This window comes from Prevotella rectalis, from assembly GCF_900607215.1.
GTDB lineage: Bacteria > Bacteroidota > Bacteroidia > Bacteroidales > Bacteroidaceae > Prevotella > Prevotella brunnea.
In genome coordinates this window covers 75,998-102,320 of sequence record NZ_LR027820.1, presented here as the reverse complement: position 1 = coordinate 102,320, position 26,323 = coordinate 75,998, and the positions used below count along the sequence as shown (strand labels likewise).

19 protein-coding genes and 1 pseudogene are annotated in these 26,323 nt (G+C 45.5%); 8 read left to right on the top strand and 12 right to left on the bottom strand.

All coding sequences use genetic code 11. The features are described 5' to 3' along the window. On the bottom strand, positions 1-725 hold a 725-nt coding region (locus tag E0E16_RS01390), incomplete at its 3' end, for a transposase (RefSeq protein ID WP_255418092.1). A 762-nt stretch (positions 726-1,487) separates the two neighbouring features. Here E0E16_RS01390 and E0E16_RS01385 point away from each other — a divergent pair. Together E0E16_RS01385 and E0E16_RS01380 are read left to right on the top strand one after the other, a co-directional pair. After that, positions 1,488-2,336 carry a DUF3737 family protein gene (locus E0E16_RS01385; RefSeq protein ID WP_130828503.1) on the top strand — a complete coding sequence of 283 codons (849 nt, stop codon included), beginning with the start codon at positions 1,488-1,490 and terminating at the stop codon, positions 2,334-2,336. A 17-nt stretch (positions 2,337-2,353) separates the two neighbouring features. Then, entirely contained in the window at positions 2,354-3,517 is a 1,164-nt protein-coding gene (locus E0E16_RS01380) for a MalY/PatB family protein (protein WP_130828502.1), read from the top strand. 304 nt (positions 3,518-3,821) lie between these two features. Here the strand turns inward: E0E16_RS01380 and E0E16_RS01375 are convergent, their stop codons facing one another. The 4 genes from E0E16_RS01375 to E0E16_RS01360 all read right to left on the bottom strand — a co-directional run bounded on the left by E0E16_RS01375 (position 3,822) and on the right by E0E16_RS01360 (position 9,184). Continuing rightward, positions 3,822-4,802 (bottom strand): MlaD family protein, encoded by a 981-nt coding sequence (locus E0E16_RS01375; RefSeq protein WP_130828501.1) that lies wholly within the window; start codon positions 4,800-4,802, stop codon positions 3,822-3,824. 6 nt (positions 4,803-4,808) lie between these two features. Further along, positions 4,809-6,050 (bottom strand): N-acetylmuramoyl-L-alanine amidase family protein, encoded by a 1,242-nt coding sequence (locus E0E16_RS01370; protein WP_130828500.1) that lies wholly within the window; start codon positions 6,048-6,050, stop codon positions 4,809-4,811. A 43-nt stretch (positions 6,051-6,093) separates the two neighbouring features. Next, entirely contained in the window at positions 6,094-6,486 is a 393-nt protein-coding gene (folB, locus tag E0E16_RS01365) for a dihydroneopterin aldolase (protein ID WP_130829699.1), read from the bottom strand. Positions 6,487-6,589: 103 nt separating this feature from the next. Further along, on the bottom strand, positions 6,590-9,184 hold the full coding sequence (locus tag E0E16_RS01360) for an adenosylcobalamin-dependent ribonucleoside-diphosphate reductase (RefSeq protein WP_130828499.1): 2,595 nt from the start codon (positions 9,182-9,184) through the stop codon (positions 6,590-6,592). Between the two features lie 93 nt (positions 9,185-9,277). Between E0E16_RS01360 and E0E16_RS01355 the strand changes: the two genes are divergently transcribed. Continuing rightward, the gene (locus tag E0E16_RS01355) at positions 9,278-10,015 is read left to right on the top strand and encodes a nitroreductase family protein (protein WP_130828498.1); all 738 of its coding nucleotides are present in this window, start codon (positions 9,278-9,280) and stop codon (positions 10,013-10,015) included. Positions 10,016-10,123: 108 nt separating this feature from the next. Here E0E16_RS01355 and E0E16_RS01350 read toward each other — a convergent pair whose 3' ends face one another. Then, positions 10,124-11,425: a DNA recombination protein RmuC gene (locus E0E16_RS01350; RefSeq protein ID WP_130829698.1), complete on the bottom strand. Its 1,302-nt coding sequence runs from the start codon at positions 11,423-11,425 to the stop codon at positions 10,124-10,126. Positions 11,426-11,785: 360 nt separating this feature from the next. On the opposite strand from E0E16_RS01350, the gene E0E16_RS01345 reads away from it, so the two are divergent. Both E0E16_RS01345 and E0E16_RS01340 read left to right on the top strand, forming a co-directional pair. After that, positions 11,786-13,384 carry an immunoglobulin-like domain-containing protein gene (locus E0E16_RS01345; RefSeq protein ID WP_165444182.1) on the top strand — a complete coding sequence of 533 codons (1,599 nt, stop codon included), beginning with the start codon at positions 11,786-11,788 and terminating at the stop codon, positions 13,382-13,384. Positions 13,385-13,453: 69 nt separating this feature from the next. Beyond that, the gene (locus E0E16_RS01340; protein ID WP_130828496.1) at positions 13,454-13,669 is read left to right on the top strand and encodes a hypothetical protein; all 216 of its coding nucleotides are present in this window, start codon (positions 13,454-13,456) and stop codon (positions 13,667-13,669) included. A gap of 384 nt (positions 13,670-14,053) precedes the next feature. Here E0E16_RS01340 and E0E16_RS01335 read toward each other — a convergent pair whose 3' ends face one another. After that, a complete protein-coding gene (locus E0E16_RS01335) occupies positions 14,054-14,314 on the bottom strand; it encodes a hypothetical protein (protein ID WP_130828495.1) in 261 nt (86 codons plus the stop codon). A gap of 114 nt (positions 14,315-14,428) precedes the next feature. Beyond that, positions 14,429-16,957, bottom strand: coding sequence for a YfhO family protein (locus tag E0E16_RS01330; RefSeq protein WP_130828494.1), 2,529 nt, complete (start codon positions 16,955-16,957; stop codon positions 14,429-14,431). A 137-nt stretch (positions 16,958-17,094) separates the two neighbouring features. Here E0E16_RS01330 and E0E16_RS01325 point away from each other — a divergent pair, with 137 nt between their 5' ends. Both E0E16_RS01325 and E0E16_RS01320 read left to right on the top strand, forming a co-directional pair. Further along, a complete protein-coding gene (locus E0E16_RS01325) occupies positions 17,095-17,793 on the top strand; it encodes a 5'-methylthioadenosine/adenosylhomocysteine nucleosidase (RefSeq protein WP_130828493.1) in 699 nt (232 codons plus the stop codon). A gap of 11 nt (positions 17,794-17,804) precedes the next feature. Then, positions 17,805-18,290: an S-ribosylhomocysteine lyase gene (locus tag E0E16_RS01320; RefSeq protein ID WP_130828492.1), complete on the top strand. Its 486-nt coding sequence runs from the start codon at positions 17,805-17,807 to the stop codon at positions 18,288-18,290. 72 nt (positions 18,291-18,362) lie between these two features. On the opposite strand, the gene lpxA is transcribed toward E0E16_RS01320, so the two are convergent. The 4 genes from lpxA to E0E16_RS01300 all read right to left on the bottom strand — a co-directional run bounded on the left by lpxA (position 18,363) and on the right by E0E16_RS01300 (position 25,267). Next, complete coding sequence (gene lpxA / locus E0E16_RS01315; RefSeq protein WP_130828491.1) at positions 18,363-19,145, bottom strand: acyl-ACP--UDP-N-acetylglucosamine O-acyltransferase; 783 nt, start codon at positions 19,143-19,145, stop codon at positions 18,363-18,365. Positions 19,146-19,234: 89 nt separating this feature from the next. Beyond that, positions 19,235-20,614 carry a TolC family protein gene (locus tag E0E16_RS01310; RefSeq protein WP_130828490.1) on the bottom strand — a complete coding sequence of 460 codons (1,380 nt, stop codon included), beginning with the start codon at positions 20,612-20,614 and terminating at the stop codon, positions 19,235-19,237. Positions 20,615-20,638: 24 nt separating this feature from the next. Continuing rightward, entirely contained in the window at positions 20,639-23,905 is a 3,267-nt protein-coding gene (locus E0E16_RS01305) for an efflux RND transporter permease subunit (protein WP_130828489.1), read from the bottom strand. Between the two features lie 21 nt (positions 23,906-23,926). After that, a complete protein-coding gene (locus tag E0E16_RS01300; protein WP_130828488.1) occupies positions 23,927-25,267 on the bottom strand; it encodes an efflux RND transporter periplasmic adaptor subunit in 1,341 nt (446 codons plus the stop codon). Between the two features lie 383 nt (positions 25,268-25,650). On the opposite strand from E0E16_RS01300, the pseudogene E0E16_RS01295 reads away from it, so the two are divergent. Further along, positions 25,651-26,323: pseudogene (locus E0E16_RS01295) on the top strand (DUF4372 domain-containing protein); the annotation flags it as partial.

Below are 26,323 nucleotides of genomic sequence, written 5' to 3'. Positions count from 1 at the left end.
TTCTTGATATCCACATAGGTGATGATACGCGCTATATGGTTGATACCGCCCTTCCTGAACACCACCACCTGCTCACGATATTCCATCAGCCCATCCTCGTTCATATCCATGCAGTCTGCCAACACCTCGTATTTGAGATTTTTCTTCATCTTGGTGACATAGACGACGTTCCTCTCGGTCAGTTCCTCAAACTTTTCATAGTTAATATATGCACGATCCAGGGCAACGATTTCATCATGCTTGAAATGGCTGGGGGCGAGCATGAAGGAATCGTTGGTAGCGGCAGAGGTGAACTTCACGTCACAGTGAACTCCCTCGTTTGCATGAATGACGGAATGCACTTTTATGCCACCCTTCTTCTTTCCCGTCTTAGGATGACGTCCCACACCCTTGAAGATGACGTTAGAGAACAGGGTTATCGTGGTGGAATCGATGATTCTCAGACGCTTTATCCATTCCTCCGTACCATTGCGTCGGCTGTCCGAAGAAAGTCTGTCCTTATTGGACTCGTAAAGGTCGTGGTACACGTCCTCAAAGAACTTCTCCGAGCGTCTGGCGTTCGCATCTGACAGGGTACTGCGCTTAGGAACCCTGTCAATGCCTATGTGGTGAAGCTTGCGCACCTCAGCCGTCATTGCCGCCTCTATCTCGCGCAGGGAGTCGAAGCGCATGATGACTGCATACAGCATCGTAAGAAGATGGGTGAAGCCATCAAAGGTCTTCACATACCGCTCACCGCCGTTCCGACGGCTTATTTACTATTTTATCATGGTCGAGAGATTTTATCAGCTGACCATATACCGGCTGTCCGAAGAAATGTGTACTTTTGCCCATGTTATCTGAGTTTGGAAACAAAAGCAAAGATAACAAAAAGGGCTGATACCTCGTGAGAAGTGTCAGCCCTAATTCATAAAAAATGTGGGATGTTTAGCGGACAGTAATAAAATATTTTTTCGAAAACTCACGAAACATCGCATAAATCATAAGACTTGGCGTGCTTTCTCTCTAATCATATATGGCGTATATTTCCAATCGCATTCAGGTGGTGTATGGCAGACGCTTGATAACGAACATTCGACCTGCCCGACATCACGAAATTATATTACAAAAACCATATTGGAGGAACGCTTTGTAATCTGTTGATAATCAGAATGATATTAATTGAGATTTAAAAGCTTAGCTTTTGCATTCCAATTCATGACCTTTTGCAGCGCAAAAGGTAAGCTTTTGGAAAGTGAAAGCTTAGCTTTCGACAGACAGATGAAGAAAATTTAGGACATTATTGCATCATGATGGGTCGCCAAACACAATAAATTCGCAATGAAGTTGAAACAATTGGCGTTTTGGCACTATCTTTGTTACTTTCAAGTGTATGGGTATGGCAAATTGAAAGCAGAAAAAATAAGAATTCATCTTGTTTATTTTAGGTATCTGTTCATTTTCAAACTGCCGGAATAAGAACATTAATATAATAAGAAACCTACTATATGGAAATCATAAAAGACAAGAAATTCGGAGGCGAGCGACCTCTGTTCGGAATAAAGAACGTGCGTTTGGAAAACATTGAAATCACCGACGGAGAATCAGGTATAAAGTGCTGCGAGAACATAGAATGCGACAACTCAAGATTTTATGGCAAATATCCTTGGTGGCACGTGGATAAAAGCGTCATCACCAATTGCTATTTCGCGCCCGGTTCGCGGTCGGCAATTTGGTATGCCACAGACATGATCATGAAAAACTGTGTGATTGACGGACCGAAATTCTTCCGAGAAATGAAGAATTTGGAACTTGAAGACGTTAAAATAACCGATGCGGATGAGACTTTTTGGAAAGTTGACGGACTAAAAATAAAGAATGTAGAGTTGCATGAGGGAACTTATCCTTTCATGTTCTCGAAAAACATTTATGTAGATAGACTGGTTTCAGACGCAAAGTACGTTTTTCAATATTGCAAGAACGTAGAAGTGCATAACGCCAAAATCAACACAAAAGATTCGTTTTGGGAGTGTGAGAACGTAACGGTTTATGACTCAGAACTTAACGGAGAATATTTAGCATGGCACAGTAAGAACATAAAACTTGTGCGTTGCCACATCAGCGGGGAGCAGCCGTTGTGCTATCTTGATGGAATTACGCTTGAGGACTGCACTTTCGATGCGGAATGTGATCGTGCGTTCGAGGATTCTCGCAAGATAAAAGCGAAGATAAAAGGTAATATCACTGAAATCAAAAACCCGGTGTCAGGTAAGATTGTCGCCGACAAGATAGGTAAGATTACATACGACGAATTTGCAAAAGCAAAAGATTGCGTGATCAGCGATTTGTCGAGATAAAACACAACCTCTGAAATATGGGAAGATATAACTTTGACATCATTATCAACCGCCGGGGTACCAACTCCGTAAAATGGGATTTCGAGAAAGAAGACGGTGTTATTCCAATGTGGGTGGCAGACATGGATTTCCAAGCTGCCCCTGCCATAAGGAAAGCGGTGGAAGACAGGGCAAAACATGGAATTTTTGGCTATGCAAAGGTGCCCGATAGTTATTATAATGCCATTACAAGCTGGTTTAAACGTCGCCACAATTGGGCAATAGAAAAGGAATGGATTGTTTACACCACCGGAGTAATTCCGGCAATAAGCGCGGCTATCAAAGCCTTGGCAATGCCGGGAGAGAAAGTGTTGATACAAACACCGGTTTACAACTGCTTCTTCTCGAGCATAAGAAACCAAGGTTGCGAGGTGCAAGAAAGTCCATTGAAGCGCAAGGGGAACACTTACGTCACGGATTGGGACGATTTCGAGCGGAAATGTGCTGATGAGAAGACAACGGTTTTTCTACTTTGCAATCCTCATAATCCCGCGGGACGTGTATGGACGAAAGAAGAATTGACACGGATGTGGGAAATTTGCAAACAACACAATGTGGCAGTGATAAGCGATGAAATTCATTGTGAGTTGGTCATGCCGGGAAATGAATTCACACCTTTTGCCACAGTGAGCGAAGATTGTCGCGACAATTGTATTGTGCTCAACTCGCCGACCAAGAATTTCAACATTGCCGGATTGCAAATTGCCAATATTGTCTGTGCCAACCGCCAATGGCGCAGGCGTGTGGAGCGCGTTATCAACATTTTTGAAGTGTGCGACGTCAATCCTTTCGGGATCGATGCCTTAGAAGCTGCCTATAATGAGAGTGAGGACTGGATGGACGAACTGAATCGGTATTTGTTTGACAATTATCAATTCCTCAAATCCACCATTGAGAAAGAACTTCCCGGATACGAGGTTTTGAAATTGGAAGGCACTTATCTCGTTTGGATGAGTATCAAACCGTCTGGACTTACCTCAGAACAGTTCACTGAAAAATTAGTAAAAGAAGGAAAAGTGCTGATAAACAGTGGTACGATGTATGGCGAAAAGACAGGCGAAGGCTATGTAAGAATAAACATTGCCTGCCCGCGCAAAACATTGGAAGAGGGTTTGAAGAGAATAATTCGCGTTTTGAAATGACCGATTCATCGGGTTATATTCTCAAAAAAAGCAACGATTCGCCACGAAGAACAGAGACATTTCAGCCTAATTCGTAAAATACTGATTATCAGCCACTAACAAAGTGAATTTTAAAATCTTGGCTTTTTGAATGTAAAAGCTAAGCTTTTAAAAACCAAAAGCTCATAAATGGATAAAAGGATTGCGGTTTAGTGGAAAAGGAACTTGCGTAAAAGAAACAGGAACATCGGTGAGTGGGTTAAGAGAAATGCCAACTTTCGCTCAACTCATAACCAACTTGTGGTATGGGAATACACCTATTTCTTTATTTATCTTTCCGTCCGAAGATGGAGAAATGAACATATCGCTTGGGATGTGCCTTGAGATTTACGACAAGACTATCCACGTTGCGCAAAGTTTTGTTAAGGTTGTTATATAGTGTCGGGTCGTTGACAAGCATTCCCAACGAACCTTGATTGTTGTTTAGTTTTGCCGTTAGCTCGTTCACGTTATTCAAGGCTGTATTGAGACGGTTCACGGTGGTAGCCACGTCTAAGGCATTCACTTTGTCGTTAATATTTGACACCAACAGGTTCGCGTTTCTGATTGCCGTACGTGCCTCGCTAACCCCTCCATTGGCATTCACCATCATTTGGTTTGAGTTGTCGAGCAGTTTGTTCGCTTTCCCCGTTAGTGGGGGCAACGAACCATTCAGTTGCGCCAACAATCCATTGATTTGCTTTGTTGTGGTAGTTAAGTCTGCTGTAATTGTATTCACGTTGCGCATCGAACCTTTGATTGCCGGGTCGGAAACGATGTTGTTCACGTTCGCCAGTATGCTGTCAATCTTAGGCAACATTCGCTGAATGGTCGGCATCAGCTTTTGCACATCTCCCAAAGCTCCCTCGTTGATGCTGCCGCCTATCAATCCATTCTTCTCAATGTAATTCGTGCCTTTTCCAAGGATAAGGTTTACTTGTATGTTTCCCATCAGGTCGCCAACAATTTCCGCTCTTGAGCCTTCCGGAATTTTCAATTCCTTGTCAATATCCACACTGACTTTAATTGCCTCCTCCGGGTTTTCATAGTCGTACTCTATGTCTTTCACTATCCCCACTTTATAACCATTTGCATAGATGGGTGTGGTTAGCGTAAGTCCATTGATATCATGGAAAACCATTTGATAGCGAACGTCGGAAGAAAAGAGATTGAGCCCTTTCAAGAACTGCATTCCAAAAAACAGCACCACAATTCCTACGACTGCCACAAGAGCTATCTTTATCTCAGAGGTGAGAAACTTTTTCATATCTTCTTATTTTTTATTCTTGTTCTTAGTAAATTCTGCGATGGCTGTATTCGTATCTATGCGCTTACCATTCTTGAAAGCAATGACAAAAGCCTGTGGAAAGTCGCTTCTCACTTGGTTACGCAAGCGAAAGATCTCGTTATAGTCGTTGCTTGAACCAATGGTATATTTGAATAAGCCTCCTTCTTCGAAGCAAGTGATGTCATCATGTCCTTTGAAATGTCCGCTGCCAGCTTGCAGCTTTTTATTAACCGCGAATATTTGAACCTTGAAAACCGGATGAATCGAGTCCGACACATCAATAGGAGCTTTGTTCACGATAGGCTTTGCGGATGTAACCGGTTTGGGCTTTTGAGAAGTCCTGTTTTGTTTGATTAGTTTTGGCTTTACGGAAGCCTTTGTAATCTGTTTCGGAATGGAAGGAACGACCCTATCAACGGCAATTGTTTTGTTATTGGCAGGACGGTAGGGTACTACGAGCTTATCGTTGTACATGTTCTTATATTCCACGAAAGCCTCATAAATGCCTCGTGCCATTAAATCAATACCGTCAGCCGAATTGAGAAATTTCTCTTCTTCCGCCGATGTGATAAATCCTAATTCTATAAGGCAACTGGGCATGGATGTCTCTCTCAAAACCAAAAATCCGGCCTGATGCACTCCCTTATCTACACGATTGGCAGTGGAACAGACCGAACGCTGAATAAGACTTGCCAACTTTACGCTCTTTTCCATGTTCGCGGTTTGCAAGAATTCGAACATGATATAGCTTTCCGATGAGCGTGGATCAAAACCCTGATAGGTTTGTTGATAGTTTTTCTCCATGGAGATAACTCCGTTCTCACGCATAGCCACATCCAGATTGTCTTTCGCTCGGTGCATACCTAACGTATAAACCTGTAAACCTGAGATAGACTGATTTGAGGGGATGGAGTTCGTGTGAACGGAGATGAACAAATCGGCTTTGGCTCTGTTGGCGATGTCGGCACGTCCTTTTAATGGCACGAAAACATCATTTTTGCGCGTATAGACAACTTTCACGTCGGGAAGATTTCTCTCAACGTATTTTCCAAAAGCCAATGCAACGTTCAAGTTGATATTCTTCTCTTGGGAGATTGCGCCGATGGCTCCGGAGTCATGTCCTCCGTGTCCGGCATCAATCACCAAAGTAAATATTCCTTTTGCCCCGACTTTGGTCAGCACGCAAAAGAAACTCAGCACCAAAAGAAACGATATTTTCTTATTCATACTGTCTTAATATCGGCAAAGGTAAGCATTTTCAGATTAAAACCTAAGGTCTATCCTCGGTTTTATCATTTATTAAATGTAATTCCACACCCGCTCCCTCGCAATCTGCTCCCATGGGAGGGTTAAGCTTGGTTAATTTCAAGTCTATGCTTTCTATTTTCGGAAAGGCTCTTCCCAGCTCTTGAACTATCATCCCTGCAGTATGTTCAAGCAGTTTTGCTTTCCTTGAAATTACTTTCCGAATCAAATCATACACCTCAGCGTAGTTAATCGTGTGGGAAACATCATCTGTCAGGATGGCATTGGATATGGGATAACGCAGCCGAAGGTCAGCCACGTATTCGTTCCCCACCACCTGCTCTTGCTCATCCACTCCGATATAGGCATGAAAGCGCGCACCTTTAATATATATATAACTTGAATTTAACTTTAGCATCATCAATTCTTTTTTAGATAGATGTCCTCGTAAAACAAGGAGAGACTGCTCACATGGCATACGAGGACATATTGTTTATTCATGGTTGCTTCTTGGTAGCGGTTCATCCGCATCGGGACGCGCCACAATTCGTACAAATCAGGCAACCCTCCTGATAAATCAACGTTTCATGACCACATACCGGGCATTTCTGTCCGGAAGCCTGTGTTCCATCCGTAACGTACTTCTTCAGTGCGCGTTCCACACCGTTTTTCCATGTGTTGATGCTCTCGTCTTTCAATTGTAAAGAGCTGACAAGGTTGATGACATGATCGATAGGCATTCGATACCGCAGCACTCCCGATATTAACTTTGCGTAGTTCCAATACTCCGGATTAAATTTCTCTGACAGTCCCTCCACCGTCGTTTTGTATCCGCGTTTGTTCTTGAACTGGAAATCATACCGATGCGAGCCATCCGGATTCGTCTGTTTGATGATTTTTCCTTTTGTTACACTCTTGGGCAACACGATTCCCTCGTCATCATCTTGCAGACCCGTGAAGATTTCATAGGGATAGCCATCGAGCAGTCCGACAAAAGCCACCCATTTCTCTTTATTGTTTTGGAAACGAACCACATCGCAGTCCAAAACCTCCGGTCGCACCTCCACCACGTGAGGCGGTTGGCAGATTTGTTCATGACGTTCTTCTGCAGAGCTCAGGTCTTTCACCTTTTCTCCATCAGTCCCTTTCTCTTTCTTATCCTTCTTTGAAACGGAAATCATTACCCCCGAACGCGACCCATCGCGATAGATGGTGCATCCCTTACATCCGCTTTTCCAAGCCTCCACGTACAATTTGTTCACCAACGACTCATCAACGTTGCTCGGCAGGTTCACCGTTACCGAGATGGAGTGGTCCACCCATTTCTGAATAGCACCTTGCATGCGTACTTTCATCAGCCAATCCACATCGTTGGCAGTGGCTTTATAGTAAGGAGAACGCTTCACCAAGTCATCTATTTCCTCTTGTGTGTATTTCTTTTCGCTATCGATTCCGTTCACCTTCATCCATATCAGGAACTTCTTATGGTAAACGATGTATTCCTCAAACGAATCCCCCACTTCATCAACATAGTCCACATGCACATCCGTATCATTGGGATTTACCTTTCTTCTGCGCATATAAACCGGCATGAAGACGGGTTCTATCCCCGAGGTGGTCTGCGTCATCAGTGAGGTTGTTCCCGTTGGCGCAATGGTTAAGCAGGCAATGTTTCGGCGTCCGTATTTTTGTATATCCGCATAGAGCTGCGCATCCTCATCTTTCATGCGCAGGAGGAAGGGGTTGTTGGCCTCCCTTTCGGCATTGAATATCTCGAAAGCTCCCCTTTCCTTCGCCATCGTTACGGAAGAGCGGTAGGCATTCAGTGCCAAAGTTTTATGTACCTCCACCGAGAACTCAGTCGCCTCTTTCGTTCCATAGGTTAATCCCATGGCGGCAATCATGTCTCCCTCCGCGGTTATTCCCACTCCCGTGCGTCGTCCGGCACCACTCTTGGCTTTTATCTTTTCCCAGAGATGGAGTTCTGCGTTCTTCACTTCATCGTTTTGTGGGTCGTTCTCTATCTTTGTCATTATCATGTCGATCTTCTCCATCTCCAAGTCAACGATATCGTCCATGATTCGTTGTGCTAACCGCACGTGTTTCTTGAACTTTTCGAAGTCGAATCGAGCTTTTTCCGTAAACGGATCGATCACATAGGAATAGAGGTTGATGGACAGCAGCCTGCAACTGTCGTATGGGCACAAAGGAATCTCTCCACACGGATTGGTGGAAATGGTTTTGAACCCCAAGTCGGCATAACAGTCGGGCAGACTTTCGCGAATGATGGTATCCCAAAACAACACGCCCGGTTCTGCACTTTTCCATGCGTTGTGCACAATCTTTTCCCACAGTTTCTTGGCTGATATTTCTTTGCCGAACAACGGTTTCTCGCTGTCGATTGGAAACTGCTGCACGAAAGGTTTGTCATTGATGGCAGCATCCATGAACTCATCCGTAATCCTTACCGAGACGTTCGCACCCGTTACCTTCCCCTCTTCCATCTTGGCATCGATGAATGCCTCCGAGTCGGGATGTTTTATGCTGACGGAGAGCATCAACGCGCCACGTCGTCCGTCCTGTGCCACTTCGCGCGTGCTGTTGGAGTAGCGTTCCATGAATGGTACCAACCCCGTGGACGTAAGTGCAGAATTGTTCACGGGCGAACCTTTCGGGCGAACATGACTCAAATCGTGCCCCACGCCTCCGCGACGCTTCATGAGTTGCACCTGTTCCTCGTCTATTCTGAGGATGGCACCATAGGAATCGGCATCCCCATCCAGCCCAATGACGAAGCAATTTGAGAGCGATGCCACCTGATGGTTGTTGCCTATGCCTGTCATGGGGCTACCGGCAGGAATGATATAACGGAAATGGTCGAGCAAATCGAATATCTCCCGAGCACTTATTGGGTTGGCATATTTTTTCTCAATGCGGGCTATCTCGTTGGCAATGCGCCAATGCATGTCTTCCGGAGACTTCTCAAAGATATTGCCGAAGCTGTCCTTCATTGCATACTTGTTTACCCAAACTCTCGCGGCGAGTTCATCGCCTTCAAAATACTCCAACGAAGCCTTAAAGGCTTCTTCATACGAATAATTATTGTTTGATTTCATGCGGTGTTTCTGTAATAAATCGATTGCGAAGTTACGAATTGTTTTCCGAAATAGAAAACTTTTCAATAACTTTGTGGCATAAAATTATCAAAGATGAAAACTATTCAAGAAAGAAGAACCATTAGAAAGTACTCTGACAGAGAACTTTCCGAAACGTTTTTAAAAGATTTATTAAGTAAAGCCGAAAGAGCTCCCACCATGGGTAATCTCCAACTCTACTCGGTAGTGATGACAACAGATTCGGAAAACAAACGCAGATTGGCACCGGCGCATTTCCATCAGCCGATGGTGGAGAACGCACCTTGCTTACTTACTTTTTGTGCTGATTTCAGACGTACATCCCTATGGGCTGAAGAGCGAAACGCCACACCGGGATATGATAATTTCCTGTCGTTTATGAATGCTGCCACCGATGCCCTACTCTATTGTCAAACTTTCACTTATCTTGCTGAAAGTGAGGGATTGGGAACTTGTTTCTTAGGGACGACGATTTATAATTCAGAATCCATTGTCAATGCGCTTCATCTGCCTCGATTGGTAATGCCGGTAGCCACTCTGACAGTGGGATGGCCGGCAGAAGAGGGCGTACCTACCGACCGATTGCCCATCGAGGGCATTCTGCACGCAGAGAAGTATGAGGATTATACGTCGGAGCGCATCGACCGATTCTATTTTGAAAAGGAGAATCGGGAGGAGAACAAGCATTTTGTGGAGATTAACAACAAGGAGACTTTGGCACAAGTATTCACCGACCTCCGCTACAAAAAGGAAGACAACGAGTCAATGTCGGTGAGTTTTCTCGCCACATTGAAGCGACAAGGTTTCCTCTGATGTTTTCTGTTTTATCAACCGTGAGGCTAAGTCTCGTTGCTCATATTCATAAAGTCAGAAGCCACTCCCATTTGTCGAATTAACGAAAGACCTATTACCGGGCACAGCTCATCCCAGCTTGTCCGGTAATTGTTTTTTGGGAGTTATTCCCAATTGTTTCATTCCCTCCAACCGGCGAACGATATTGCCTTTTCCCTCGCTGAGTTGCGCGTGAGCTTTGTCATAATCGGTTTGAAGTCGTTGGATGGAGGTTCCCAATTTCACGAAAGTCTCGCCAAAGGTAACAAACTTGTCATAAAGATCGTTCGATTGTCGCAGTATCTCTTCCACATTCTTGTTCAAGCGGTAGTTTTGCCATAGCGTGTGGGTGAGTTGTAATGCCATCAGCAGATTGCTCGGACTTAATATAATAATGTGTTTGCGATAAGCATATTGCAAAATGCCCACATCGGTTTTCACTGCCGCTGAGAATCCGCTTTCGTAGGGAACGAACATCAGCACATAGCCGATGCAACCCGGGACCAATTTCTCATAATTCTTCGCCGACAGCTCATCAACATGCTTTTTCATGGAAGCGACATGCGCTCGTAAAAGTTTTTCTCTTTCGGTTTTCTCCTCTGTTCTCAACGCTTCCTGATAGGCAGTCAGCGACACTTTTGCGTCAATCACGACCTTTTCCTCATTCGGAAATTTGATGACGGCATCCGGGCGCAGGTTGTTTCCCTCCTCGTCTTTATAGTTCTCTTGCAAAAAGTATTGCTCGTCCTTCACCAATCCACAGTCCTCCAGCGTCTTTTCCAAAATAAGCTCACCCCAATCGCCTTGCGTCTTCGTATTGCCTTTCAAGGCATTGGTCAGCGAAGCGGCATCCCTGCCAATCTTTTCCGTTTGCTCTTTCAAGTCTTTCACTGCTCGTTCATGATCATCTCGCATGAGTTTCACGGTGTTTTCCTGTTCCATGCGCATTCGTTTCAGTGTTTCTTCAAAAACGGTTCTCATCTCTCGCTTGTTGCCCGCGTTTTCCTTGCTGTTGTCTTCCACCGCCTTGCTGAACGTTTCCAGTCGTTCTTTCAATGGGTTGAGCAAGCTGTTCAGCCGTTCCTTATCCGATGTGGTAAGTTTTTCCCTGCTTTCCTCAAGCATTCTCGAAGCCATGTTTTGCATTTCCTCCTGCATGAGTTTGTTTCTCGCCTCCATTTGTTTCTGAAGTTCCTCGCGCAAGGTCTTGTTGTATTCGCGTTCCGTGGCAATTTTCTCCTCCGCGGCTTTTTCCCGTGTGTCCAGTTGGTTTTTCAACATTGCCAATCGTTGGTTCATCTCGCCCAATCGCCTCTCGTACAGAACTCGCGACAGACAGTAAGCGATGGTCAATCCTATTGCCAAGCCCACCATAAGACTCATCATATCCATCATTTCTTTGTATTTTTTATTGTTATGTGCTACAAAGATAGCCATTATTATCCGAAACATCTCGTCATGCTTTCTTGTTTTTATATTCCCTGCCACAATTAATTTTGAACCCCTATTCGGAATTTGCCACCGAACGGTCTTAACCGGTCATGAATGCCTCGCTTGCCATCCGCAAACAACCACAACTCTGATTTTACGAATATTTATAATGGAAACAGAGAAATCCCTTAGCATTTTGGTATTAAATCCCACTTTTCTGTTAATGTTTTATAAAAAAGGTAATGAGTGTTTTCCTTTATGCAAGAATAGACCTACCTTTGAAACGAGGAAATGAATATTTTAACTTTAACACATATTATCATGAATAAGTTATTACGTTTTTTATCAATCTTTCTGCTAAGTGCAGTTTTTAGTTCGGTTTCAGCTGAAACCTATGAATTTCAATTTAATGCGCAGATGTTCACCGGGACCGGAGAGACCAAAGATCTCAAAGGGAAGAATTGGACATTGACCACCAATGCTACTTCCATGCGCTATTCTACCTATTCAGGTTTAAACCTAAGCTTTTATGGGCAAGGAGGGCTTAATGTTAAACTAAGCACATCAGATTTTGCAGGTACCATCACTAAAGTCAAAGTGAATGTCGGGGGTAGTTCTTCAGCAAAAGCGTCTGTCAAAGTGGGTGGTTCTGCGCTCGGAACGGAACAAACCCTGAACTACAGTTCAGCGGACTACACCTTTGAAGGAAGCGCGAGCGGTGAATTAGAGCTTAATTTTACGAATACCTATGGCTCGGTATTTATAAAAAGCATCACAGTAGAGTATGATGCTTCCGGCAAGAAACCTGCCGGCTTGAAGTTTGAATCTTCCGAAATAAAAGCCATCCTGAAGCAACCTTTTACGGAATCCAAACTCACCAACCCCAACAATTTGACGGTTACGTATAGCAGTACGAATCCCGCTGTCGCCGAAGTGGATGCCAATACGGGCAAGGTAACACTAAAGGCAGTGGGAACCACCATGATTCAAGCAAGCTCGGAGGAAACGGAAACTTTCGGACCGGGAAGTGCAAGTTATACACTCAACGTCCAAGATGGAAAAGAGAAAACGTCAATTTGGACAAGACCTTATACCAGTTACTCCAAACCCTTGGAGATGACAGTGGGAGAAAAGAAAACGGTTATAGGCATAGTGAATAATAGCAGTTACAAAGAAGTGCCGGGTCTTGAAGAATTTATCACCTACAGCTCTTCCAAACCGGAAGTAGCCAGCGTAGATGAGCACACCGGTAAGGTAACAGCCCTTCAAGAAGGTGAAGCCACGATTACCATCAACTTTGCAGGCAACGACTTCTATCAACCATCTTCACGCACTTATAATGTAGTGGTACATCCTTTGGAAACTCTTGAACTGACCGTTACCGAAGCGGGCTATGCCACCATATCTTCCGAGAAAGTATTAGACTTCACTTCTTTACCTGAATTGAAGCTCTACACCATCACCGAAACCAAGGACAACAAGGCAACCACAAGGGAATTCCGTTATACGACTCTTAAAGCCAATAACGGTTTGTTGGTTCAGGCAGCTCCCGGCACATATCAAATTCCTATTTCAATATCAGAAGTGGGCTATGAACCGGTGGGCAATTTATTAAAAGCCGTGGCAAACACCGATGTTACCGCCGATGGAACTCAATACGTATTGAGCAACGTGGACGGAGTGGTTGGCTTCCGTCAGGTTGTTACAGGCGACAAAATCAAGAAGAACACAGCCTATCTCGATGTTGCCGGTGGAGCGGCAAAGACTTTCGTGCTTGATGGTGAAGCTACGGGCATCAACCTGCCGAATGTTGAAACTCCGAGTGCCGACGGCATCATGTACAACCTGTCCGGTCAGCGAGTAAGCAAGAACTACAAAGGCATTGTTATCATCAACGGAAAGAAAGTTATCAGAAAATAAATCATCATGCGTTGCTTCGGGAGAAAGTCATACCTTCCGAAGCAAGGCTCAAAAAAAAGCACAACAGTCATGAATAAGAAACAATATATCAATCCGCAAACTATCATTCTCAATGTGGCAACAGAACAACATCTTGCTGCCGGAAGCCTGCCCGTCATTCCCGGTGGAAGTCCGGTACCCGGTGGAAGTGCCTTATCGAAAGAGGACGGTTATTTAGACCATTACGATTGGGCTGAAGAAGACGAGAATGACGGAACCGATATGAAAGACGACTACCTTTGGTAAACAACAAAGGAAGACAATAACAATACCGAAAGGAGGCAGACACCCATAACGAGCGTTTGCCTCCTTTCGGTATTCTTGTTTTTATTCAAAGCAGCTTACTAAACTAAAAGCCCTAAGCCATGAACTCACGCCGGCACCTGCCTGCCCGGATAAGGACAAATGGCAAGCATATTCTTTTTGTTTGGGTGGGTCGCCGAAAACGCAAAAATCCTTTCCGGCGATATGAGAAGAGTTCAATAATGTCCTGAATTTTCTTCATCCGTCCATCGAAAGCTTACCTTTTGCTTTTCAAAAGCTAAGCTTTTGCACTGCAAAAGGTCATGAATCGCCGGGCAAAAGCTTAGCTTTTAAATCGCAATTAATATCGGCCTGGTTATCAACAGATTACAAAGCATGTCCCGAACGTGGTTTTTGTAATGTAATTTCGTGTTGCCGGGCGGGGCGAATGTTCGCCATCAAGCGTCTGTTTATCATCGGCTGAATACGAATTGGAGACATGAGGAGATTGGGGTTGATGATATTTTGCTGCCATCGCGCCGGGTTTTCAAATATGTAATTTCCAATCATGTCGAACTGATGACCATCCCCAATGACAGGTTCATCATCCATTCCGTCGTAGAGACAAGCACAGAGGGTTGTTCCCATGGCGGGAAAGAATTGTTCCAACCGTGGGAAGAGTTTGTTCCCGTGGTGGGAAAGGTTTGCATATCGGCGCAACAACTTTGGGTAAAGTCCGACGACGGATTCGGGCTGATTGTCCTATTCCCTGCCGGGGGCTGCAGCAGCCTTCCTGCGTTTCCGCCATTCAGTGATTCCGACGGCGAAGATGGTAAGAAGAAGGATGGCGATGGCGATGTATGCAATGGTTTCCGTTGCCGTGATACTTGCAGGATGGAAATCGAACACCACCGTGTGTTGTCCCGGTTTCACGTTCAACGCCCGGAGGATGTAATTGACACGTCCCGGCTCAACGGGCTGTCCGTCGATGGTGGCAGTCCATCCGGGATAATAAATCTCCGAGAAGACCACGATGCCTCCATTGGTTGAGTTCACCGTATATCGCAAGTTGTCAGGCTCATACTTCGTCAGTGTTACGCTTGCGGTGGAATCGTTTGTGCGCGCCTGTCCGAGAATATCCTCAAACCGTTTGTCTGCCACCGCTTCCTTGCGCACATCCACGCGTCCCACTTGGTCGTATTCCGCGTTGGCATTCTCCACGTAAGTAATCTTATCGACAAACCATCCGTTGCCCAGTGCGTAGGGATTGGTCACGGGTGTGGTGCTGCCTTCTCGCAATGGCAGTATGAAGTATTTGGCGTTCAGCATGTTCAGTGTGGGAAAAAGCTTGCCGCCATCAACCTTTTTCATGTCGCCTCCCTTCGATGCCATTTCCTTCATGGCAGATTGCATTTCCGGTGCGATGTATCTGTTTATCATTTCCTGATAGCGACGCAGTTTTGCGGGATGATAACCACCAATGCTCTTATGGAAGTACGACGTGTTGTTCTCGTTGAAGGCATCGGAAGCAAAGTTCAGCACACGATAGGATGACGATTTGTCCTGCAAAATCTGTCTGTCCGTCATGGAGGGAGTGAGCGGCGTGTCGCGTTGGCTCTTTGGAACAAACATTTCATCGTTCAAATAGCGTTTGTCAATCTGCCATAAATCCACGAGACAGAGCACTGTCAAGCCTGCTACGAGATATGCCGGCTTCAGTTTCCTTATCTTGAAAAGCAGCAACATTGCCACACCGATGAGAATGATGACGACCGAGCGCCAGGCATCCGCGCTGACCATGGCGGCACGCATATCGGCGAGGTTGGCAAGCATCATGTTCAACACGTCGGGCGACATGCCCTGAATTCCACCGAGCATTTGCCGTTCCTCATCGCTGACAAAGGGAGCCATGATGCCGGGCATCAGTGCCATGAGGAGTGCCACACCTGCTGTCAGGGCAAGACTGACGTAAACAAAGGTGCTCTTCCCGGATAGCACTTCCGGTTGTTCGACAATGCGCTTCAAGGTGAGAGCTGCCAAGAGAGGAATGGTGAACTCGGCAATCACCAAAATGCTTGCCACGGTGCGGAACTTGGAATACATCGGTATGTAATCAAGGAAGAAATTGGTGAAGCCCATGAAATTATGTCCCCATGACAAGAGCACGGAGAGAATGGTGGCGCAGAGCAAAGCCCACTTCATTGGTCCTTTCACCACGAACAAACCGAGGATGAAGAGGAAGAGCACAAAGGCACCTACATATACCGGTCCACTTGTTCCGGGCTGCGTTCCGAAGTATTGCGGCATGCCGTCATAAAGCTGTGGTATCATGGATTGCACTTCAGGGTTGGCTTTCTTCATGGCACTCTCGCTTTGGCTTAGCGGTATGCTGGCACCTCCTTTGGCGTTGGGAACAAGAAGAGTGAGGGTTTCGTCAATTCCATAGCTCCACTGTGTGATGTAGTCGCGCTCCAGTCCGGAATTGGTCTGATTGGCTTGGTTGGTCTTCACCAGTTCAGTCTTTCCGCGCATACTTTCTTTTTGATACTGCCATGTATGGTAGAGATTCGTGATGTTGATGGCAATGCCGATGCAAGCGGCTGCCGCCAATACACCCGAGGCTTTCAGGAAATGTGCCAATCGCTTCTCGCGGATGGCTTGCACAAGGTAAGCCCCCACCATGCAGAGAATGATGAAAAGGTAATAATAGGTCATCTGAACATGATTGGCTTTCACCTCGAAAGCTGTAAAGACGGCGGTTACGATGAACCCCGGAAGATATTTTCCCCGATAAGCCAACACCGGTCCGGCAATCATGGGAGGAAGATATGCCAACGCCATGACTTTCCAAAAGTGTCCGGCGGCGATGATAATGAGGAAATAAGAAGAGAAAGCCCAAATGATGCTGCCCAAAGCTGCCAGAGACTGCCTGAAGTCGAACGCTCTCAGCAGGATATAGAAGCCAAGCAGATAAGCAAAGAGAAACCAAACGTAGTCGGGAAGCCACAGATGGTAGGCGTTCATCACTTGAGCCAGACCGTTGGTGGAATTGTAAGAGGGAGAAATCTGATAGGTGGGCATGCCGCTAAACACGGCATTCGTCCAACGAGTGGTTTTTCCGGTTCGTTCGTTAAACTCCTTTTGTTCTTGCCCCAATCCCACGGCTGCTTCCGAGTCGTGCCGAAACAGTATCTTCCCCTGAGAAACGGGTACAAAAAAATAAGCAAACGAGATGGCGACGAAAAGCAAAACGACGATTGCGTCGGGCAGGCATTTCTTCAAAATGTTCATTGTTGGTTTTCTTTTATCTTGATTTGAATTTGGACGGATGGGATATTGAAAACCATCCCTTTCCGGTTAGTTGTTGCAAAGTTACAAAAAACTCCCAACTATACAACTTACTACCAAGTTTTTCGTACCTTTGCATCATGAAAATAGGAATAATAGTGGCAATGGACAAGGAGTTTGAACAGCTCAAGTCTATTCTCGACCATCCGAAAACGGAACGCCATCACTTCAAAGACTTCGTAACGGGAGAGGTGGGCGATAAGGAAATAATATTGCAAAAGTGCGGCATCGGCAAGGTAAACTCTGCCATCGGTGCCGTGGAGATGATAAATCGCTATCAGCCCAATCTCATTATATCCAGCGGTTGCGCAGGCGGTGCCGACACTTCGCTCAAGATGATGGACGTGGTGGTCGCCCGGGAATGCGTCTATCATGACGTGCACTGCGGAAGCAATGCAGAAAAAGGACAAATTATCGGTATGCCCACACGCTATAAAGCTCCGGATGAGCTTTTGGAGAAGGCTCTCTCGCTCAACAACGGCGATTCGGGCGAGATGCCGAAGGTAAGGGCGGGACTCACCGTAAGCGGTGATTACTTCGTGGACAACAAGGAGAAGATGCGCAGCATCTTAACAGATTTTCCCGAAGCACTGGCGGTGGACATGGAAAGCTGCTCCATCGCTCAAGTCTGCCATGTCTATCATACACCTTTCATCTCCTTCCGCGTTATCAGCGATGTGCCGTTGAACGACACCGATGCCAATATGTACTTCGACTTTTGGGCTCGCGTGGCAGAAGGCAGCTTCGAGGTAACAAAACATTTTCTGAATACTTTATAAAGATAAAAAACATGGATAAAATACCTTCGTTCACCATCGATCACACACGATTGCTTCGCGGTATATATGTCAGCCGTCAGGACAAAGTGGGTAATGAAACTCTTACAACGTTTGACATTCGAATGAAAGAACCCAACCGAGAACCAACCTTGCACATCGGCGCTTTGCATACCATAGAGCATCTGGCAGCCACCTATTTGCGAAACAATGAGGAATGGAAGAACAGGGTCGTGTATTGGGGACCCATGGGATGCCTTACGGGTAATTATCTAATTTTGCGAGGGGATTTGACTTCAGCCGACATTGTGGACTTGATGCGCAAGACTTTCCGCTTCGTTGCTGATTTCAAAGGAGAGATACCGGGTGCCGCTCCCAAGGATTGTGGAAACCATTTGTTGCACGACCTGCCCATGGCAAGGTGGGAAGCAAGCAAGTTTCTTTCGGAAATATTGGAGCATATCACAGATGCCAATCTCCATTACCCAAGCAACGAATGACAGAATATCTGCAACCACAGATAATATTTCAAAAAGGTGTGTCTGATTTATTATAATCAATCCTCACACACATTATAATTTGGAAATAATCCCTTTCTGCGTGTTGCGGATAAACTCCACAATGTTTTGCTTTTCGGGTGAGTCGGGTACTTGTTCTTCAACTTGGATGCAAGCATCGAACGTGGACGTTCTGCCATGGAATATCAGTCGGTAGGCATTCGCTATGTGCTTCTTGACTTTATCATCTATTCCCAGCACATCACAAACAACTGAATTTACTCCACCATAAGCAATGGGTGTTCCTCCCGCTATGATATAAGGCGGAATGTCGCGATTGAATGTTGTGCCGGCTTGTATCGTTGCTGCCACACCTACTCTGGTTTTTGACTTTTGAATCACACCGGAGGAAAAGATGACACGATCGGCAATCTCGCAATCGCCTGAGATTTTAGTTCCATAGCCAAGTATGCAGTTATCGCCAACCTTGGTATCATGACTGATGTGCGCCCCTTCCATGAGGAAGTTGTTCGACCCGATAATTGTTTTTCCTCCGACATGAGTAGCTCGATTGATGACCACATTTTCGCGAATGATGTTATTGTCGCCCATGATAAGTTCACTCCTCTCGCCCACGAAACTGAAATCCTGTGGTATCGCTCCTATTACCGAACATTGATGTATCTTGTTGCCATCTCCCATTCGCGTTCCTTGCAAAATGCTGACGAATGGAAAGATAATACAGTTGTCGCCTATGACGACGTCATCCTCGATATAGGAAAACGGATATATCTTACAGCCCTCTCCAATCTTTGCCGATGCAGAAACTTCGGCTCTCGGACTTATTTCACTGCCCATAATTAATGTGCCCCGACCTCTGATAAAAGAGATGCCCAACTTGCCGAACGGAGCTTTACGTTGGTAGTTCTTGAATGTTATTTCCCGTCTTACTTGCTCCCACCTCCCAATGCATAATAAAGATTTACGATTGCCTGAAGTTTGGCAAACTGATCTTGCACTTGAGATATTTCGGCATTGAGCAATCCTTGTTGTGCCGTAATTACTTCAAGGTAACTGCTGGAACTTTGTTTGTAGAGCATTTGTGTCTGCTCGACATTTTTCTTTAAGACTTCGACTTGCCGGGTGTGCATTTTGTTCTTCTCCTCCGAAGAATTATAGGCTACAAGTGCATTACTTACCTCTGCTCCTGCCTTCAGAATGCTGTTCTGCCAAATGTTGTAAGCGCGTTTGTATTGATCTTCCGCTACTCGCAGTCCGGCTTTTAGTTTTCCTTGCATGAAGATGGGCTGCGTCAATCCTGCCACAGCGTTCCATAAAAGTTTAGCCGGATTAACCAATCCGTTACCGTTGCTCCATCCACCTGTTCCGGTAATATTCAGCGAAGGATAAAACTTTCCACGTACAATTTGAATGTCATAGAAGCACTGTGCCAATGCCATTTCGTTCGCATGTACATCCGCACGATTGCTTAACATTTCCACTCCGACTCCACCTGAGAAGTTTAAGGGAAGACTTTGGTTCTCCAAAGTTCCGCGAGCAATACCGTGAACAGGCTCACCCATAAGCAAACTCAGTGAGTTTTCCACCTCGCGAACTTGTCGTTTAATGTCAGCGGCTTGCGCTTGAACACTATAATAAGCCGCCTCAGCACTTTGCACACTGGTGGATCGAGCCCGACCAAAGTTCATCTGCAGCTGCATCATGTCCCATGTGCTCTTAGTAAGTTCTGTCATATCATTCACGATTTCACCTTGTCTGTCAAGCATCAGCAATGTATAGTACAAGTTGGCGATGTTGCAGATTAGCCCGGTTTGAACAGCCACTTTATAGTCTTGCATCTGTATCATACGCATCTGCGTGGCTTTCTTTTCGTTTCGCAACTTCCCGAACAGATCCACATCCCAACTTGCTGCGATGGGCAAAACATATGCTTTGGTTGCTTCCGTGTGTGTCCCGAAATGCGTTATCGTTCCCTGAGGCGCAAACATCACAGAGGGCAAGAAAGCAAGTTTTGCCGCTTTCAACTGTTGCTCTGCAATATCGATGTTAAGCGCGGCATTCAGGAGATCCGGGTTGTTATTGAGTGCTTTTTCTATAATGTTTTGCAGATAAGAATCGGTAAACACGCTGCGCCACGGCAAGTTGCCAAAGTCGTTTGCGCCTTCAAGCACGGCATTGTCATTCACCGGATCGCGCACAATGCCATTGGTTTTCACCTCCGGTCGCTCGTAAGTACCGTACAGACTCTTACAGCCTGTCATGAACAGGACTGCAAGAGTGGCAATGATTATATTTATCTTTCTCATTTTCAATTATCTTTTGTTCACTAATCAGGATTGTTCCTGAGTGTATTTTCCTGAAGGTCCTTTAACATATTGTTGGAGTTCCCTCGCAACTTCGGGGTTTTCATCATCTTCAAATACCATCGGACGTGCTTTCTCCTGAATGTATTGGAACATGGTGAAGAGAGCGGGCACAACAAATATTTGGCAAAGTGTACCAATAAGCATACCTCCCACAGCGGCAGCACCTAATGTTTGATTACCATTTTTACCCACTCCGCCGGCAAACATTAATGGAAGCAATCCGATTACCATGGCAAGCGAAGTCATCAGAATAGGACGAAGACGAGCTCCCGCGCCTAAAATGGCTGCATACTTTATCGCCATACCCGTACGACGACGCTCCAAAGTAAATTCCACAATCAGAATCGCGTTCTTGGCAAGTAAGCCTATCAACATGATAAGCGAAATTTGCATATAGATATCGTTGTTATGTCCGAATAATTGCGTAAAGATAAATGCTCCGGCCAAACCAAATGGTATTGAGAGAATTACCGCCAGTGGCAATATGTAGCTTTCGTATTGAGCACTAAGGATCAAATAAACAAAGACCAAACACAATGAGAAGATGATTGCGGTGGAATTTGACGATTCTTGTTCAGAACGAGTCAGACCGGAGAATTCGTACCCATATCCCGATGGCAGTTTTTCAGTGGCAACCTCTTCCATAGCCTTAATAGCATCACCAGACGAATAGCCATCGGCTGTCATTGCATTCACGGTAATAGACGTAAAGAGGTTGAAGCGTGCGATGTTAGAAGGTCCGTAAACGCGACGAAGTGAGCAGAACTCACTTACCGGAGCCATACCACCCGGTGTGCGAACATATATGCTTTTCAGTCCGTTCTCATTGATACGGCTATCAACCGTTCCTTGAATCATTACCCGGAAGAGTTTTCCGTAGGCATTGAAGTTCGACGCATACATCCCCCCATAATAGCCTTGAAGCACTGAAAGGATGGCTGCGGGAGATGTTCCTGCCTGCTTTGCCTTGGCTACATCCACATTCACCATGTATTGTGGGTAATTTGGATTGTAAGAAGTCATTGCTGTGCTGATTTCAGGACGAGCATTTAATGCCTTCAAATAATCCTGTGTAATCTGGAAGAACTTGTTTAAGTCTCCACCTGTCTTATCCTGCATGGAGAATGTTACACCATTTGACACGGAGAAGCCCGGTACCATGGGTGGCGCAAAAGCAAGGATTTGCGCACCTTTGATACTTGCAGTCTGCTTATAAATCATCCCTAAAACCATCCTTGATGAAGTAGGATCGATGAAAAGTCCGGCAATTCCTGCACCATTGAATACTGATGAAATCCTGTCGAAGATTCCGTATTTTCTTTCCTCAAAAGGTTTTAGCTTGATGATGAATGTGGCTTGATTGGAGCCTTGACCGGCTATGAAGTTATAGCCCACCAGTTGCACTCGGGTTTCCACATAGGGGTTGCTGGCAAGCATTTTATCGATGCGGTCGGTTACTTCTTGTGTTTCACGTTGCGACAAGCCCGGATCCAATGAAACCGTAGCAAACAGTACGCCCACGTCTTCATCCGGCACCAGACCGGTTTTCGTACTACTCATCATCACCACAAGGATAACAGCACCCACGACAACGGATATTCCCGTGATGGCTCTGTGCCCGATTAGCCTTTCTACTCCTTTTTTATATTTGTTGTTTATCCTTTCAAACTGTGTGTTGAACGCTATGTGGAACTTATCAACCGTTGATAATTTCTTGTTCTTTTGAGTTTCTTCGTGGGGCTTCAAGAAGATGGCGCATAGCGCGGGCGACAGCGTTAATGCATTTATGGCGGAAATAATGATAGACACTGCCATGGTTACGCCAAACTCGCGATAAAAAGTACCGGAAGTTCCACTCATGAATGACACGGGAACGAACACCGCAGCCATTACCAACGTAATTGAAATAATGGCACCGGAAATCTCGTTCATCGCATCAATGGCGGCAGACACAGCATTCTTGTACCCTAAATCCAATTTTGCATGCACAGCTTCCACAACCACGATAGCATCATCGACCACTATGGCGATGGCCAGCAATAGTGCAGAAAGCGTTAAGAGGTTGATGGAGAAGCCGAACATCCAAAGGAAGAAGAACGAACCAATCAATGCCACCGGCACGGCTATCATTGGGATTAACGTGGAACGAAAATCCTGCAAGAACACATACACAACGAGGAACACCAATATGAAAGTGATTATCAGTGTAAAGATAACCTCTTCGATGGAAGCGAATAAGAATTCGGTTACATCTTGTTGAATAGTTATTTTCATTCCCGGTGGCATGCTTTTCTGCGTTTCAGCCAAAGCTGCCTTAACATCTTGCGCAATCTGGGTTGCATTTGAGCCTGCTGTCTGCTGAACCATACCCACGACACCCGGTTGGTTGTTGTTCTTCATCGCCACGGAATACTGCAATCCGCCCAATTCGATATCGGCAACATCTTTCAGGCAAAGCGTTTGTCCGTTTTGATTGCTGGATATGATGATATTCTCATATTCTTTTTCGGTTTTCAAGCGACCCTTATAGCGCATGATATATTCGTACTTCATGTCGCTCTGCTCACCAAACGCACCCGGAGCTGCCTCAATGTTCTGTTCTGCCAATGCGCCGGAGATATCGCTTGGTACCAATCCGTACTGTTTCATTTTATCTGGTTTCAGCCAGATGCGCATGGAATATTTTTTCATACCCGGTGTCTGAACATCGCCTACACCATTTATACGTTTCAAAAGCGGTACGATGTTGATGTCGTTATAGTTCGTTAGGAACTCGTCATCGTATCTTTCGTCGTCAGTGGTAACTGAATAGAGAATGACGTTTGAGGTCTGGCGCTTTGAAACCGTTACACCCACGCGCGTTACTTCCGCCGGCAGCAATGCCTGTGCTTGTGCCACGCGGTTTTGCACGTTCACCGATGCCATGTCCGGGTTGGAACCTTGTTTGAAATATACGGTGATTTGCGCCATACCGTTATTGGAAGCGGTAGATTGCATATAGGTCATGTTCTCCACACCATTGATGCTTTCTTCCAAAGGCGTGATGACCGAGTTCAATACCGTCTGCGCGTCCGCTCCCTGATAGGTGGTCCATACAGAGATGGTAGGTGGCGCAATGTCCGGATACTGCTCAATGGGAAGCGATATCAAGCCTATCAGTCCGAGAAGGACGAAAAAGGTAGATATCACGGTAGATAGAACCGGACGTTTTATAAACTTGGTAAATGTCATATTCTTTCCGTTTTTCTACTATTATTTATCATTATCTCCTTTCATGGCTTTCAGAAATCCACCGGCGGAACTTTGATTTTCACCGAGTTTCTCAGCTTTTTTCAACGCAGCCTCATACTGTGTGGGCGTAAGCGCTTTTATTTCAGCACCATCTTGCAATTTTGCCAATCCCTTCGATACGATTCTGTCGCCAATGCTTAATCCACTCGTTACGATGTAGGTCTTACCATCGTTTTGTGGATTAATTTTTATCTCAGAGTAATGAACCTTGTTGTTCTTGTCCACTTTATAAACGAATATCTTGTCTTGCACTTGCAGGGTGGCGTCCTGAGGAATGATAAGTGCCTTATTGTTATTCTTCGCGATAACTATCTGTCCACTGCCGCCACTCTTCAACAAATGTTCCGGATTGGCAAAGCGAGCGATGACGCTGATGGTGCCTGTGGCGGCATCGATTACGCCGCTGGTCTTTACTATTGTGCCCGAATGATTGTACATTGAGCCGTCGATCAGTTGTAAGCTGACGGTTGGGAAAGATTTAACAGCGTTGTTTATACCATTGTTGTTTCTGCTGAGTGCCAATATTTCCGATTCGGTCATTGAAAAGAATACTTCCATGGTGGAAATGTTGCTTACGGTGGTTACCGGCATGGGGGACGATGGGCTCACCAATGATCCCTCCTTATAAGGAAGACTGCCTACCAAACCACTCACCGGACTCTTTACATAACAATAGCTCAGGGTTTCTTTCGCGGTGGCAAGACCGGCCTCGGCTTGCTTCACACCGGCAACAGCCTGATTCACGGCGGCTTTGGCGGCGGCTACACCGCTACGTGCCTGATTTACTGCTGCTTGTGATGTAGCGTAAGTATTCTTCACGGTCTGAAGCTCATAATCGCCAATCACCTTGTTCTCATACAAGTTCTTGCTATTCATGTAGGTTAATTGAGCCGTAGCTGCCTGAGCAATAGCGGAATTAAGTGTTGCGTTCGCTTGCACAACTCTTGCTTTTGCTTGTCCCACACCGCTTTGGGCTGCAACGACCGCTGACTTGGCCTGACGCACCGCTGCCTGATAGTTCGCGTTATCCACAACGAAAAGAACTTGTCCTGCCCGAACAGCTTGTCCCTCATGTACATAAAGTTTGGTAATAAAGCCACTCACCTTCGGTCGTACTTCCACATCCTGAATACCTTTTATCGTTGCCGGATAGGTGGTCTTCATTTGCGCGTTCGAAGCACCTATTGTAATAACGGGGTACTCATTGCTGGTGGGCAGTTCATGCTTGCCACTACCTCCGCCACAACTTGTCAGCAATGCAACTGCAATTGCGGCAATGGGTAAAAACATTTTTCTTTTCATACCTTATATAATTGTTTTATTTTTCTGTTGTTTGAAATCTATTGTTTTTAGCATCACAAAACGATATCCATAGCTCACGCTTAAGGCTCGATTGAAAAACTCGAATACAGCATTAAGTTTTCGATATGCAAATGTACATATAATTTAAAGGAGTACCTTCAAACCGTTAGAATATTTAACAAAAATTACAACCAAATTAATAAAAGGCGGATTCCATAAGCAAGTGCAAAATTACACAATTCTTTGTTTAATCATATCTTTTGGCTTTTGAAATTATTACTGTCCGCTAAACATCCCACATTTTTTATGAATTAGGGCTGACACTTCTCACGAGGTATCAGCCCTTTTTGTTATCTTTGCTTTTGTTTCCAAACTCAGATAACATGGGCAAAAGTACACATTTCTTCGGACAGCCGGTATATGGTCAGCTGATAAAATCTCTCGACCATGATAAAATAGTTGAAAAATAAGCCGTCGGAACGGCGGTGAGCGGTATGTGAAGACCTTTGATGGCTTCACCCATCTTCTTACGATGCTGTATGCAGTCATCATGCGCTTCGACTCCCTGCGCGAGATAGAGGCGGCAATGACGGCTGAGGTGCGCAAGCTTCATCACATAGGCATTGACAGGGTTCCTAAGCGCAGTACCCTGTCAGACGCGAACGCCAGACGCTCGGAGAAATTCTTTGAGGACGTGTATCACGACCTTTACGAGTCCAATAAGGACAAACTTTCTTCGGACAGCCGACGCAATGGTACGGAGGAATGGATAAAACGTCTGAGAATCATCGATTCCACCACGATAACCCTGTTCTCTAACGTCATCTTCAAGGGTGTGGGACGGCATCCTAAGACGGGAAAGAAGAAGGGAGGCATAAAAGTGCATTCCGTCATTCATGCAAACGAAGGAGTTCACTGTGACGTGAAGTTCACTTCTGCTGCTACCAACGATTCCTTTATGCTCGCCCCCAGCCATTTCAAGCATGATGAAATCATTGCCCTGGATCGTGCATATATCAACTATGAAAAGTTTGAGGAACTGACCGAGAGGAACGT

Excerpts from the sequence above, each read along its gene's own strand:
- E0E16_RS01385 (WP_130828503.1), top strand. The coding sequence starts at position 1,488 with ATGGAAATCATAAAAGACAAGAAATTCGGAGGCGAGCGACCTCTGTTC.
- E0E16_RS01380 (WP_130828502.1), top strand. The coding sequence starts at position 2,354 with ATGGGAAGATATAACTTTGACATCATTATCAACCGCCGGGGTACCAAC.
- E0E16_RS01375 (WP_130828501.1), bottom strand. The coding sequence starts at position 4,802 with ATGAAAAAGTTTCTCACCTCTGAGATAAAGATAGCTCTTGTGGCAGTC.
- E0E16_RS01370 (WP_130828500.1), bottom strand. The coding sequence starts at position 6,050 with ATGAATAAGAAAATATCGTTTCTTTTGGTGCTGAGTTTCTTTTGCGTG.
- folB (WP_130829699.1), bottom strand. The coding sequence starts at position 6,486 with ATGCTAAAGTTAAATTCAAGTTATATATATATTAAAGGTGCGCGCTTT.
- E0E16_RS01360 (WP_130828499.1), bottom strand. The coding sequence starts at position 9,184 with ATGAAATCAAACAATAATTATTCGTATGAAGAAGCCTTTAAGGCTTCG.
- E0E16_RS01355 (WP_130828498.1), top strand. The coding sequence starts at position 9,278 with ATGAAAACTATTCAAGAAAGAAGAACCATTAGAAAGTACTCTGACAGA.
- E0E16_RS01350 (WP_130829698.1), bottom strand. The coding sequence starts at position 11,425 with ATGGATATGATGAGTCTTATGGTGGGCTTGGCAATAGGATTGACCATC.
- E0E16_RS01345 (WP_165444182.1), top strand. The coding sequence starts at position 11,786 with ATGAATAAGTTATTACGTTTTTTATCAATCTTTCTGCTAAGTGCAGTT.
- E0E16_RS01340 (WP_130828496.1), top strand. The coding sequence starts at position 13,454 with ATGAATAAGAAACAATATATCAATCCGCAAACTATCATTCTCAATGTG.
- E0E16_RS01335 (WP_130828495.1), bottom strand. The coding sequence starts at position 14,314 with ATGGGAACAACCCTCTGTGCTTGTCTCTACGACGGAATGGATGATGAA.
- E0E16_RS01330 (WP_130828494.1), bottom strand. The coding sequence starts at position 16,957 with ATGAACATTTTGAAGAAATGCCTGCCCGACGCAATCGTCGTTTTGCTT.
- E0E16_RS01325 (WP_130828493.1), top strand. The coding sequence starts at position 17,095 with ATGAAAATAGGAATAATAGTGGCAATGGACAAGGAGTTTGAACAGCTC.
- E0E16_RS01320 (WP_130828492.1), top strand. The coding sequence starts at position 17,805 with ATGGATAAAATACCTTCGTTCACCATCGATCACACACGATTGCTTCGC.
- lpxA (WP_130828491.1), bottom strand. The coding sequence starts at position 19,145 with ATGGGCAGTGAAATAAGTCCGAGAGCCGAAGTTTCTGCATCGGCAAAG.
- E0E16_RS01310 (WP_130828490.1), bottom strand. The coding sequence starts at position 20,614 with ATGAGAAAGATAAATATAATCATTGCCACTCTTGCAGTCCTGTTCATG.
- E0E16_RS01305 (WP_130828489.1), bottom strand. The coding sequence starts at position 23,905 with ATGACATTTACCAAGTTTATAAAACGTCCGGTTCTATCTACCGTGATA.
- E0E16_RS01300 (WP_130828488.1), bottom strand. The coding sequence starts at position 25,267 with ATGAAAAGAAAAATGTTTTTACCCATTGCCGCAATTGCAGTTGCATTG.